Source organism: Oscillibacter sp., assembly GCF_032060045.1.
GTDB lineage: Bacteria > Bacillota > Clostridia > Oscillospirales > Oscillospiraceae > Oscillibacter.
On record NZ_DAMBZJ010000050.1, the window covers coordinates 1 to 13,864 of the forward strand.

11 protein-coding genes are annotated in these 13,864 nt (G+C 41.5%); 2 read left to right on the plus strand and 9 right to left on the minus strand.

Annotated elements, in window-relative coordinates; all coding sequences use genetic code 11:
• The coding region (locus tag RT018_RS14530; protein ID WP_312943049.1) for a tyrosine-type recombinase/integrase at positions 1-512 on the plus strand (512 nt) is incomplete at its 5' end.
• A 43-nt stretch (positions 513-555) separates the two neighbouring features.
• Here RT018_RS14530 and RT018_RS14535 read toward each other — a convergent pair.
• From RT018_RS14535 to RT018_RS14555, 5 genes are all read right to left on the minus strand, one after another.
• Positions 556-942, minus strand: coding sequence for an OST-HTH/LOTUS domain-containing protein (locus tag RT018_RS14535; RefSeq protein ID WP_312943050.1), 387 nt, complete (start codon positions 940-942; stop codon positions 556-558).
• 24 nt (positions 943-966) lie between these two features.
• On the minus strand, positions 967-1,242 hold the full coding sequence (locus RT018_RS14540; RefSeq protein WP_312943051.1) for a hypothetical protein: 276 nt from the start codon (positions 1,240-1,242) through the stop codon (positions 967-969).
• A 356-nt stretch (positions 1,243-1,598) separates the two neighbouring features.
• Positions 1,599-2,627 carry a hypothetical protein gene (locus tag RT018_RS14545; protein ID WP_312943052.1) on the minus strand — a complete coding sequence of 343 codons (1,029 nt, stop codon included), beginning with the start codon at positions 2,625-2,627 and terminating at the stop codon, positions 1,599-1,601.
• A 109-nt stretch (positions 2,628-2,736) separates the two neighbouring features.
• Positions 2,737-3,561, minus strand: coding sequence for a Shedu immune nuclease family protein (locus RT018_RS14550; RefSeq protein WP_312943053.1), 825 nt, complete (start codon positions 3,559-3,561; stop codon positions 2,737-2,739).
• Positions 3,562-4,020: 459 nt separating this feature from the next.
• Complete coding sequence (locus RT018_RS14555) at positions 4,021-5,274, minus strand: hypothetical protein (RefSeq protein ID WP_312943054.1); 1,254 nt, start codon at positions 5,272-5,274, stop codon at positions 4,021-4,023.
• A 125-nt stretch (positions 5,275-5,399) separates the two neighbouring features.
• Between RT018_RS14555 and RT018_RS14560 the strand changes: the two genes are divergently transcribed.
• On the plus strand, positions 5,400-6,332 hold the full coding sequence (locus RT018_RS14560) for a tyrosine recombinase XerC (protein WP_312943055.1): 933 nt from the start codon (positions 5,400-5,402) through the stop codon (positions 6,330-6,332).
• Positions 6,333-6,395: 63 nt separating this feature from the next.
• Here RT018_RS14560 and RT018_RS14565 read toward each other — a convergent pair whose 3' ends face one another.
• The 4 genes from RT018_RS14565 to RT018_RS14580 all read right to left on the minus strand — a co-directional run.
• A complete protein-coding gene (locus tag RT018_RS14565; RefSeq protein WP_312943056.1) occupies positions 6,396-10,322 on the minus strand; it encodes a hypothetical protein in 3,927 nt (1,308 codons plus the stop codon).
• Between the two features lie 293 nt (positions 10,323-10,615).
• Positions 10,616-11,305, minus strand: a complete 690-nt coding sequence (locus RT018_RS14570; protein ID WP_312943057.1) for a V-type ATP synthase subunit D — start codon at positions 11,303-11,305, stop codon at positions 10,616-10,618.
• A gap of 12 nt (positions 11,306-11,317) precedes the next feature.
• The gene (locus RT018_RS14575; protein ID WP_312943058.1) at positions 11,318-12,703 is read right to left on the minus strand and encodes a V-type ATP synthase subunit B; all 1,386 of its coding nucleotides are present in this window, start codon (positions 12,701-12,703) and stop codon (positions 11,318-11,320) included.
• Positions 12,703-13,864 (minus strand): V-type ATP synthase subunit A (locus RT018_RS14580; RefSeq protein WP_312943059.1); only part of this gene is annotated, 1,162 nt, incomplete at its 5' end. The genes RT018_RS14580 and RT018_RS14575, both read right to left, overlap by 1 nt.

Consider the following 13,864-nt stretch of genomic DNA (forward strand, 5'->3'; position numbering starts at 1 on the left):
CCAGTTCCAGCTCTGTGCGAGATAACTGTATCATCACTATTTTCTTAAACTGCGCTTTACGACTTTCTGAATTGGCAGCGCTTAATGTCGAACAAGTTAATAGCGATGTGCTGACTGTCATCGGAAAGGGCAATAAAGAACGGAAAATCTATATGACGCCGGCAGTGAAACAAGCGCTTTCAAAATGGCTCCCTATTCGTCAGTTAATGAGCGTAGATACTAACGCACTATTCATTTCTCGGAACCATCAGCGACTCACTACGCGGTCAATTCAAAATGTCGTAAAGAATCACATTGTGGCTTCAGGCATCAACCCAGAAGGCTTGTCCACACACAAGCTCCGTCACACATTTGCAACTCTTATGTACAAGTATGGGCATGTGGATATTAGATTACTGCAGCAAATTCTCGGGCATGAAAGCATTGCCGCAACAGAAATCTATACCCATGTCGATGACAACCAGCTCCATGCTGCCGTCAACGCTAATCCCTTAGCCATGATGTTCAATTGAACATCATGGCTATTAAACATAATGCGCAATCCAACTTCACGATTTAGATACATTTATAAACTGCAATTGGAACTGGACCGCGTCCGTCATCTTTCATCATTTCATATTTCTCTGGAAAATTAGCAATCAAATCAGAGAGTTTTGAAAATCCATAAGCTTGTGGGTTGAAATTAGATATTTCTTTTTTTATATAAGTTCCAACTGGCGCAATATTTGCAAACCCATCCTCTCTTTTATAACGTTCAAATGCCGCTTTTAAAAGAACATGAATTTCATTTAAGTCAGCTTTTTTTATGGGAATTCTTTTAAACAAAGGGCTTTTCGCCTGACGCTCTTCTGTTATCTTGCGCTTTATAGCATAACAAACATTCTGTAAATCGGGCATTAATCTAAATGCGTTTATTCCAATGGTATCTAAGTATTTTAGCATTTCATCACGTATGTCTTTTTGAATCTAAATTACATTTGTATTTTTTTTAATAACTCTAATATGATTATCGGGGGTTAAGTCATATGGGAACATAAATAAACCCTGTTGCATAATAATTCTTTGATTGCATTGGTTCGCACTCACAAAAAGAATTCTTTGATTTTCAAATTTAGTGATTTCTTCGTTAAGGTATTTTCTAAAGCTAGGAACATCAACCGCACATTCTTCAGGATGGTCCTCACAATAAATTTTTTTAAAATAGTTTATAATAGCTTTTTCACCAGCTTGGTTTTCGTCCACTTCTTCACCCAGGCCACGGATAATCCTTTTGAGTAGAAATATCATCCTACTGCTTTGAGTTGTGAAAGAGTTCGATTGAAATATAGTATCATCAAAATATGGTAATGTCCTAATGTGTATTTGGTCATTACTCGCTCTGCTTTCCATATCCACGGAAGATATTATTTTTGTTTACAGCTAATTGAGTGAGATAAGATATTAATTTATCTGAATCAGTAAATATTTCTTCTGTAACAAGATTATCAATTGGCACCTTATTCCTTCCCATTGACCTGAAACCCTTAAAATTTTCGCTCATTAATATGAATTACTGGCTAACCAGAATAGCCCATGAAATTCATTTTGTGAATAAAGCCTTACAGTTCTAATATCAAACCTTTGGATGGGTGTGACGCCTTCTTAAAGGCATTCTTAATTGTTCGAGCTTCAAGTTCGCCTTCACTTGCAATTTCACGAATAATATCATTACTAGTACTTAATCTGCTCGTTGAGAAATTCATTTTTATTGCTGTACCTTTGAAGTGCGTTTTACCAGAGTCTATCTTGCCGTCTTGGCATATATTCAGAAAGCTATTGCCTGAGGCTATGCAGAAAGAACCTTGGAGTTTTTTGCAAATTTCACTCGCCATGTATAGACCATATCCAGAATTTGACCACTCATTATATGACTTGTTGCCACGTGAGGGATTAAATGCCTGCGATATTCCTGCTTTAATCGAGCAACGTAAGGCAGTTTCATTATCGACAACGTACTGCCTGTGGACAGCGTTTTTCTGGAGGCTTTGTCTTATTCCTATTCCTTCATCTACTATCGCAATTTCAGCAGTATGGTCACTCCAATATTGGCCGCAGATCCATGCATTAGAACTATTTGAATGTTCGGGTATGTTACGAAGTATCTCCCTGATAAGATAAGTCATAAGGGCCAGCATCTCAGCATCGTTTCTACTTATTATTTTGGCAAGTTCAGAAGATTTCCTTTCAATTGTATCCCCGATAGTTCCGTGGATACCGGCAGCCATATCATCTGCATGAAGCTTGTAAAGATTTAATTCTGTAATTGGCAAATAATTATCGTTACCCATTGCTTCTCCTGGACTGTTTCCAACAGGTATGGATTCTGAAATAGCTTTAAAAAAGCCCATATGTCCCGCATAAGAAATGCCATCTCTATTTATTGAACAATGCATATGGAAAGGTACATCTGGATAGCTATTTCGTAACTGCTTTATTGCATTCGAAGCTAATAACATTCCAAATGGCCGTACCCATTTCATATTTGCAATGAAAGTCATTTGGTCTATATCAGAAAAATCTATGGTATTAATATCAGCAGAAAATTGAAGTGCTTTTGATGTACTCAATTCAGGGATAATATATTCCATCCAACTTTCTCCTTAAGCAAATAATTCCCGTCTGTTCAAGAATTAACTTCGTCTAATTGCCACAACTAGCTTGTCCGTCATAAATAATCATAAATGAATTAGGGAATCTTTAAAATGGTAAGTCGTCATCTATCTCAGCAAAAACCCGAGGTGCTTGTCCTTCAATGATGTATTTGGCCCTTTCATATAATTCATCATATGTCACAATCTCCGGGTTGTGTATCTCGCCGCGGAAACGCTCAAAAGAATTGCGCTTATTCCAATCATTTAACTCGACTGTATTCCCGATAATAACGATTCCTTTGGGTAATACAGTATTAATTCCTGCTAAATGCTCTCGATTTTGTTCTGTTCGTGCTCCGTATATTTCCCATTGAGAGCAGTTAACTTGAATCTGTGAAATAGCACCTGACAATTCGCCGCTGGCTCCCCATACGCCATTTCTATATGCTGTTCTCTGAACAAGGGGGCTGGTTGGCTTTTTGATTTCGACAAGGCAAGTGAACTTAGTTTCAGCCTCTGTTGCAGTCAGAAAATCGCCGCGCTGGCCACCTGTCCCAGTAATATTTCTACCGCCATAGTCAGGTTGATTTTGTACATTACGCAATATCTGATAACGTAGTCCATATCCGAATATCCACGTATTATTTTCAAAAAATCCTTGCCAGTCGCTTTCTGAAAGATCTCTATCTTCTAACTTGTGCTTAAACTCGTGAAGCACGGAAGTTCTATCTTCATGCAATTTGGAGTAGGCTAGTCTGGTTGCAATATCTGGATTATCCTGAACAAGTTGCTGCCATACTTCCTCTCCGAGATCCGCTTCTAGTAATTTTCGAATTATACCCGCTTTATTCTGTTCGTTAATAATTAAGGCATTAGCATCAGCAATTGTAAAGCTATGCTCTCCGTAACGGATGCCTTGCTCCTCGAGCACTAGTCTTAATTCCTCTAAGCTCTGATAAAGTTTGCGGGTTGCTTCGGTGGGTAACGTAATTTTAATTCCCTCATCCTCATGAAGAGAGTTGAAATTAACTGGTACAAGCTCTTCACAATCTCCGTTGGCATCTTTTCGCGATATCGTATAATATCCCCACGGATTCCGCCTGAGTGCATTGCCGCCTTAAACACGGTTTTTGTCCTTGGTGTTTCATCAAGAAAGAATTCCTGATTAACTTCCACAAATCCATACCCTCTACTCTGAGTAGTTATCGTCTCCATAATGCCCCTCACTATCTATCATCAATAATATCCAAATATTACTATTAATTGCACATTATTGGTATAAACTTACCGCTGGGAGAACTGCGTATAATTGCTATGACATGCCGCGGGCCGAACTTCGCATTTTGCTACAATCGCTTGTCCCGCCTATAAGTATAATAGAGGGCCTAGATTATAATTTATATAGTCCTTGAATCTTCCAGGGAATTAAAATCCATTCACCCTCACCGCGCCAGGGTAATGCGGGATGACCACTCTTATCTTGATATACACATCCAAATTCCAATGGTTCAGAAAACATCTTTTCTTTGACCTTCCATTGCACTTGTGCCAATGTTCTCGTTAGGGCGCAGGCTCTTTCTTCAATTTCTTTTATTTCAAACGATATAAATTCCTTTGAAGCGAACATTTCTCTGCATTCTCCTGCTCGCTTTCCGTCCGAAATACCGTGCGAAAAAATGTTTTGAAATTTTGAAGATAGTTCTCCATAATTTTTGTTATTCCACGCATTGAACCCTTGAATAAGGGGAATAAGATAGGGGTATTCAGAACATTCGTCAATGCACGGCGCTGGGGGTATATTAACGCCAACTATTACATTTCGCTTTTGCCACTTCTCAATCTCTTTTCGGTCAATAGCATTTTGCTTCATCTTTTTTATCGATTCGACTATTGGGGGCGGATTCAATGCTTTATCATACTGGGCTCTTCTTTGTTCCTCGCTATCTTTAAGACTCATCCAATCTGCTAATGCGAACATGAGGGCAACACACTTACACGATACATACTCGTTTCCGTAGTTAAGATCACGCCCATGTAATATTCCGTTTCTATATGGCAATTTTATTTCTTCTATAGTTGTTTTGTTTCTGCCTTTATTAAATATATCCTTTAATTTGGTAACGCCATCACTACATCCGACTAAGCAGTCCCAAGCAGTAACATCGGTATCCTCAGCAAAGAACCCCTTGCTTTTAGTATAATCGTTAACAGCCCCATCGATTATTATAAGAAATAATGGGACACTGGCATAATAGCGTTCTGCAAAATGGTCATTAAACGCCTTTTGAATTAGCAAATAGCGCTGCATAAATGCCTTTGATTTATTCTTAAGCCAATGTATGATATCCTTTACATCAGTTTTATAATATTCGATGAGCACCCTTTCTCCGGCTTCAATTCCATCAGATTTGTATGCTTTTATCGCTTTCTCCATCAATGTCATATTCATAGAATCATAGGAGCACCATCCAGCATCAGAAAAAATTTGGTTAAACGAGTCAACGAGATATGTCATATGCGAAAGTTGTTCCTCTATTTCTTTCATTTCGGCACGCTGCTTTTGGGGCAATAACCATGAAAATACTTTGGCCGTTTTTATATCAGATTGCAATTTGTTTATACTATGAAGATTCTCATCAGCCATGCTTTTCTCCCTACATATTAGCATCATCATTTAAAACATATAGATAAATTACCGAACTTCCTATAATTGCTATCATCTGTATGTACTTGCTTACCCCTGTCAATACTTCGCATAGGGGTGATAATATGCAGTCCAATAAAACTTGTCCCATTCTGGAGCAATACCTGGCTTATCTCCTTACAATCAAGGGGCGCAGTCAAAATACAATTCTCGAGTACAGAATGGATTTGCTTCAATTCTTTCGGTATGTTGCAGTTCAAAGGGGTATTACTGGCGCCTGTTGTCAGTTCGCGGATGCGGATTTTATTCAATCCATCCAATTAAAAGACATGTACGGCTTCATTGCATATCATCAGGAAATACTCCATAATTCGCCTGGCACACGATGCAGAAAGATCGTCTCAATCCGGCAATTTTGGAAGTATCTTAAATTCAAGGCACATATCATAGATACTAACATTGCCGAAGAATTGGAAACACCAAAGCTACCCAAGCGCATCGTTCGCTGTATGACTTTAGAAGAGTCGGTGCGACTATTGATTGAGTCCAGTTCCAGCTCTGTGCGAGATAACTGTATCATCACTATTTTCTTAAACTGCGCTTTACGACTTTCTGAATTGGCAGCGCTTAATGTCGAACAAGTTAATAGCGATGTGCTGACTGTCATCGGAAAGGGCAATAAAGAACGGAAAATCTATATGACGCCGGCAGTGAAACAAGCGCTTTCAAAATGGCTCCCTATTCGTCAGTTAATGAGCGTAGATACTAACGCACTATTCATTTCTCGGAACCATCAGCGACTCACTACGCGGTCAATTCAAAATGTCGTAAAGAATCACATTGTGGCTTCAGGCATCAACCCAGAAGGCTTGTCCACACACAAGCTCCGTCACACATTTGCAACTCTTATGTACAAGTATGGGCATGTGGATATTAGATCACTGCAGCAAATTCTCGGGCACGAAAGCATTGCCACAACAGAAATTTATACCCACATCGATGACAGCCAGCTTCATGCTGCCGTCAACGCCAACCCCTTAGCCATGATGTTCAACTAAACATCATGGCTATTAAACATAACTAGCAGTTCATAGTAAGTGATATCAATAATAAAAAACATTTTACGAATTCCAATTTTTTAACTCATAATGGTCGTCTAACTGTTTCTCCTTTTCATTTGCCGCATCAATCAAATCGCATCTTCTTTTTTCCAAAATATCATTTAAAGATTTTGATGACAACTGAATTTTTTCCGCTGTGCTTTTTACAATTACGTTTGTTAATTGCATTCGAGGTGGATTTTTATCGTACAAAACCCTTATCCCCATTTCAAACATGTCGCGATCTTTTTGCAGTTCTTCTTGTCTGATTGATTCTTCTATAAATTTTCTTGTTCTATAATGCAATGTCAATGCCAGTTCGCATAAGTTTTTAATCACCATGTCGCTTTCTAACAGGGGATAAATATGTTCAAAAATAGAAGCCTTTTCAAATAGGTTCAAAATTCCAGCGTCACCATCTTGATTGTACTCTAAGGCTTCAATAAAATTAGCAATTTTGATATATGCCGCTTCTTTTTCATCGTTGCAACAAGAATCAAAATATTTATCCCAAAGAGCTTTATTTGTTTGAGTTTGAGTAGACGAAACTTTAATTAACCAAGAGAAGGCACGTTCTCTCTTACGTGGATTGGGCAAAAGACTATTCCATATTTCACTACTTGATTTAGTAAATCGACGCTCATAATTATACTCACAATCTATAAACTCTCTCAAAGCAATTTCAAAAGATTGATTAAGTATGTCTTCCCTTAAAACTTCCCCAATAACCGCATCCCAAACTTTAATGTTACTGTGATGATACCCATTCCAACATAATGGCTGTGGATATCCGCAGTAAACATTTAAGCAGTATTCTAAAAGATGAAAATCTCGTAATATTTTTACAAATTCACTTATCGATTTACAAAATATATTGTCCTTAAATATCCAATTTTGAATTTCTACAGGAACAGATCTACGAGTTAATACTACCGCTGTAATCCAAATCAAATCATAGCGGTTGGATGAAAATAATTCATTGACTTTTTGCTTTTCACGCTGTGTAGTGCATTCCCAATTGTCAATTACATATTTAATATGAGAAGTAATGATGCTTGTATTTTCAATTGTCAGCATTTCACAAAACAACTGTTCCCGTCCAATTGACATTGCTGGGATATATTTAAGTAGGTATTCCATCACACACATCCCATAATCATTAGGGCATCGGCATTTATTGAGCCAAGTATTCCACGCAGAAAACAAATTCAATAAAAGGCCTTGGTCTTGATCATTAATGTATTTTACGACTTGCCCCATTGTATGTTGCATGTGTGCTTCATCCATATTTATATATTGAGGAGGAAACTTCAATAAGAACTTGGTAAATACGACACACCACACCTTCCAGAGTTCATTAGTTTGCTCCTCAGTATAGTTCTTCCAGTTTAGGCTTTGAGCATGATAACTGTCCCCAAATGTTTCCAAAAAACGCTTTGCGTGCATTGCTACTGAGACTCTTTGCAAATGTAATAGGAAATAGTCCATAATTATATGTCTATCTTGTTTTGTATAAGTAAACCAAGATTCTAATGCTCCTCTAAATAACGCAAAAATAACATTGCAATTGTCAAAGTCACTCAAGTATTTACTACTTATATTATTCACGTGATCTCCGTAATTCTTAAAAATTAAATATATTGCTTTTTCTCTAATAATGCTTTCATCATACATCAGTGAAATATTTAAAAAACCAAGTGGTAAATCATCTGCGATCTTAGAATTTAATACCTCATATACTAATTGAGGTGACGTTTGCTGTTTACTCTTAATCTTTTTAATTTCTTCGATACCAATTGAGCATTCCGTTCCAAATATGGATTCAAAGCTCCATTCTAATTCTATTTGATCGTTTTGATTTATAAATGGTTCATTATTATTCCAGAGAAGATATTTGTCGAATTTGTAATCTTTGATGGCTTTTACCAAAATATCTTGCTGTTCAGAGTGTAGCTCTTGAAAACACTTTTCCAATAAAATAACGGCTTTGTCTTTAGTTGCTGGAAATATAGAATTCAAAGAATTCAGTATGATTGACAAAATATTTTCCTGGTAATTACATTTGTTTTCAACACAATACCAAAGCATATCTAGTGCACACAGATTTACATTTTTGTTTAATGCACCTATAGCATGCGTTCCCAGCAATATTGCTTCATCACATTCCCATTGATTCTTTAATTCATCTAAAAGTAATAGTTTGCTCGCAAAGCAAAAAATTGGATGAGCGAAATAAATTTCCTTTGATAATTTATTTCTAAAAATATATCCTTGCTTTTCAAATTGTTGCAACCATCTTAATATATTTGGATCAATCTTATACTTTTGGATATATTGAGGAAAACGAGGAACTGTAGTGATTCCACCTCCCGTAGAAATACATCTTACAGAATCCTTTCTTCGCTGTATAAGGGCAGGGGTTTCTTTATCACTAGAGAGCACATATGATAAATCGTCAAGAAACACAGATTTTATTGTATTACAGCAAAATCCTAAAGACAAAAATGCTTTTACTGAATCGGCCCCACCCATTTTCACTTTATCCATAATAATTTTTGAGCTTATACGCGCATTGATAATTACTATATCAATACTTAGCTTTTTTAATTCATCGATAGATGGATGTAACTTTTTTAGATTACTAATTTCTCCTATTTCTAAAAAGACTCCGGCTTCTTTTGCTTCTATCCAATTTTTAATTTTTTCAAAATATTTTGAACTTTCTATTTCACATCCATACAATTTGTTCCAAAAAGCATGTGCAAAATCAATATTATTAATTGTTAGATCAATCCAACGGTTATTATCTATAGAGCAATCATCAACTGTCATCACGTCAAAAGCAGCTAAAAGAATATCCTTTCTTGTTGTTATAATAATTTTTCTGTCAAAAGATATTTTTTCCATAATTAACTTACGGATTTTCTGCACGCATTCAACTTTATCCTGTTTTAATTGCACTGAACCAAAGGGGTCTTCCAATATCATCAGCCGTTTATCATCAGTATAGCTATTAAGAAAAGACAGGGCCCCATTATCTCCGTCCAATTCGCTAGTTTGCTTTACTTCATAACCTTGCTGAGCAAAGCTTTGAGCTATTGCCTTAGCAAGAGAAGTTTTCCCGCTAAAGGGGACGCCGGTCAATAACAAAGCATTGTTTTTCTTTAAGAGTGATTCATATTTTTTTTGGTTTGGAACTTCAATATAGTCCAAACTGTCTGGCAGAATTTTCTGCGAAAAGTTACTGAGTATCGCTCTAATGCCAGGAACAATGTCTTTACTTGTATCTCTGCCTTTTCTTACGCATTCATCTAATAGTTTAATAACATGATTAATTGATACTGCTCTCACAACAAATTTTTTGTTGAGAAGTTCAGCAGTTTTATACCGCAAAGTATCAAACGATATTTGTTCTGATAAGCAAACCTTATTCAGCAAAGATTTTATATGGTAATTTGAATAAGCCTCTAGAAAATTATCGATACATTTCTTTCTTTCAGCGCTTAGAGAGGTATCATCTTTATATTGATTTGAAAGGAAATACTTGAAATCCTCTACATACTGACTATTAAAGGAACTATTGTTTCCAGACTCAAAGTCCTGATTGCAAATAAACTTTGATGCCTTATCTTCACATCGACCATTAGAAAAAAACACTGCATAGCAATTCTCTTCAGCAACCCGTGATAATAAAAAATTATTTGATTGATGTTCTCCGAAATGTCCTAGCCATAAGCACACATCCTCAAAAGAAATGCTCGCATTATGTTTTTTGGCTTGAATATATAGTTTTATTTTGCTGCCATCCTCTTGAAAATTAACTTTTGCATCTTCAGTATCTTCAACATAGATTTCTACCGATTCCTTGTCAATATATAAGAGAGAAATGTATACGGTTGCCATATACTGGTATTCATATCCCTTTACTCCTTCAATCTCTACTGACATTTTGATGCCCTCCACTTTTATATCGAATTGCTCATTATTGCTATTATACACTATTGACACTGCTAAAAAAATCCAAGCGCTTTATTTATATAGCATACCACAATTTACCAAACAATCAACAATTTCGACTTTTATTGTATGTGTTATCCCTCCTCGTTTCCCCTGCGGTCAAAGTCAAAAAATCAAAAACCAAGGCGGTATTCCCTTTTTGTATTAGGGAATACCGCCTTGGTTTATTTATTTGTACGTAGAATTGGTCAATTTATAGGTTATTCCAGATTCAGCAGTCTGCCTTAACCCTTGAAATCCTTGATAGCATTTGCATCCTGCTGCCGCTTTTCCTCCAGCGCCTCCTTCAGGATCATATCCTTCACCTTCATGAGACGGATGGTGGTGGCGCGGTCGTTTTCATCCAGCTTCATATTAATAAACCGGATGGTTTCCTGCGTATTGGGAATCATCACGTACTCCAGCGCGTTGACGCGGCGGCGGGTTTTCTCAATTTCTTCCGCCATGAGCTGGGCGGATTTTTCAATCTGCGCCAGTTTCAGCATCTTGCGGAATACCCGTCCCAGCGCATCCACGGCTGTGTCCAGCTCTCCGGAGGTTCCGGCAAAGCCGTAAGGGTAAATGTCGCTGTCCAACTGGGTTTTTGTCTTGAAGTCGTAGACCGGCACATTGACGGACATGACGTTCTGAAAGCCCATGGTCAATTCCACGCTCTGCTTAGGATACAGCAACGCCTGCTCCATCGCCTCGGAGGACATGAGCGCCGACGCCACGGTAAACGAAGCGTGGACGGTCATCAGCTCCTCTTCCACCTCTGCCCGAAGGGCACGCACCTCCCGGACCGTTTCCAGAAACTGTTTCATCAGCTCATCCCGCTTATCCTTGAGAAGCTTGTGGCCCCGTTGGGCGGTACGGAGTTTTCCCTTCAGCCGGGTCAGCTCCATGCGGGTGGGGTTCACATTGAGCTTTGGCATGGTCCCCCCTCCTTACTGTTCGTCCTTTTTGGGCCAATATTTGTCAATCAGCTCTGGCTTAATCCGCTTCAGCTCGCTTTTGGGCAGGATACTCAACAGTTCCCATCCCAGATCCAACGTTTCTTCTATGGAGCGGTTTTCGTCATAGCCCTGATTCACGTACCGCCGTTCAAATTCGTCCGCAAATTTTGCATACAGCAAATCTGTGGGCGTCAGGGCGGCCTCGCCCAGAATGCTCATCAGCTCTTTGTTGTCTTTGCCGGTAGAATAGGCAGCAAAAAGCTGGTTCATGGTGCTGGCGTGGTCTTCCCGGGTTTTCCCCTCGCCGATACCCTTGTCCTTCAGACGGGAAAGCGAGGGCAACACGTCCACAGGAGGATGGATGTTCTTGCGGTACAGCTCCCGGGCCAGAATGATCTGCCCCTCGGTGATATACCCCGTCAGGTCAGGGATGGGGTGGGTCTTGTCGTCTTCGGGCATGGTCAAAATGGGGATCAGCGTGATAGAGCCCTTCTTTCCCAATTGACGACCGGCCCGCTCGTACATGGTTGCAAGGTCGGTGTACAGATAGCCGGGGAAACCCCGGCGGCCGGGAACCTCCTTCTTTGCGGCGGAAACTTCGCGCAGCGCCTCTGCATAGTTGGTGATATCCGTCAGGATGACCAGCACGTGCATATCCTTTTCAAAGGCCAGATACTCCGCGGCGGTCAGGGCCATACGGGGCGTAGAAATACGCTCCACAGCAGGGTCGTTTGCAAGGTTTGAAAACAGCACCGTCCGGTCAATGGCGCCGGTGCGCTTAAACTCACTGACAAAGAACTCCGACTCCTCAAAGGTGATGCCGATGGCGGCAAACACCACCGCGAAGTTGGAAGCCTCGTCGCCCCGCACTCTTGCCTGACGGGCAATCTGCGCCGCCAGATTCGCGTGGGGCAGGCCGGAGCCGGAGAAAATGGGCAGTTTCTGCCCGCGGACCAGCGTGTTTAGTCCGTCGATAGTGGACACACCGGTCTGAATAAATTCGTTGGGATAGTCCCGAGCAGCGGGGTTCATGGGCAGGCCGTTGATATCACGGTACTCCTCCGCCAGAATGGCGGGGCCGCCGTCGATGGGCTCACCCATACCGTTGAACACACGGCCCAGCATGTCGGCAGAAACGCCCAGACGCAGCGGGTGGCCCAGAAAGCGGACCTTGGATTGCGCCAGATTGATACCCGCAGCAGAGTCGAACAGCTGAACCACCGCGGTATCGCCGTTGACTTCCAGCACCTTCCCCTGGCGGACAGAGCCGTTTTGCAGCTCCACCTCCACCAGCTCGTCATAGGTGACGCCCTCTACCTGCCGAACCATCATCAGGGGGCTGACAATCTGTTCTACGGTGCGGTATTCCTTAATCATCAGTCCTCACCTCCCTGGGCGGCAATCGCCGCGATTTCCTGTGTCATGGCCTCTTCCATGGCAGCGTATGTCGCCTCGTATTCCTCTGCAGGCACACTCTTGGCGCGGCCAATGCTCTCTCTGGACGGGATGGTAAACAGATCCGCTGCATCCGCTCCGCCCGCAATTGCCTCACGGCAGAGCTGATCGTACCGCAAGATGATATACAACAGTTTCTTCTGCCGGTCGTAGCTGGAATAGCCGTCGATATCTGTAAAAGCGTTTTGCTGCAAAAAGTCTTCCCGGATCATACGGGCCGTCTCCAGCGTCAACTGGTCGTTGGCAGACAGGGCGTCCTTGCCCACCAACTGGACAATTTCGTTCAGACTGGCCTCGCTTTGCAGAATGCTCATGACCTGACCTCGGTCCTTCATGAAGCCCTCGCCCAAATTTTCATCAAACCATGGTTTCAGGGAATCCAAATACAGCGAGTAAGAGTTCAGCCAGTTAATGGCTGGGAAATGACGTTTGTAGGCCAAAGACGAATCCAATGCCCAGAAGACCTTGACAATCCGCATGGTAGCCTGCGACACCGGCTCGGACAGGTCGCCGCCCGGAGGCGACACCGCGCCTACGGCGGTAAGGCTGCCCCGGCGCTCGCTGGAGCCAATGCACTCCACGCTGCCTGCCCGCTCGTAGAACTGGGCCAGACGGGAGCTCAGATATGCAGGATAGCCCTCCTCGCCGGGCATCTCCTCCAGACGTCCGGACATCTCGCGCAGCGCCTCGGCCCAGCGGGAGGTGGAATCAGCGATGACCGCCACGTCGTAGCCCATGTCGCGGAAATACTCGGCAATGGTGATACCGGTGTAAACCGACGCCTCTCGGGCTGCCACGGGCATATCGGAGGTATTGGCAATCAGAACTGTGCGCTTCATCAGGGATTCGCCGGTGCGGGGGTCGTTTAGCTCAGGAAATTCCCGCAGCACGTCGGTCATCTCGTTGCCCCGCTCGCCGCAGCCGATGTAAACCACAATGTCCACGTCGGACCACTTGGCCAACTGATGCTGCACCACCGTTTTGCCAGAGCCAAAAGGACCCGGAACAGCGGCGGTGCCGCCCTTGGCAATGGGGAACAGAGTATCAATGACCCGCTGGCCGGAGCTAAGAGGCCGGGTGGGG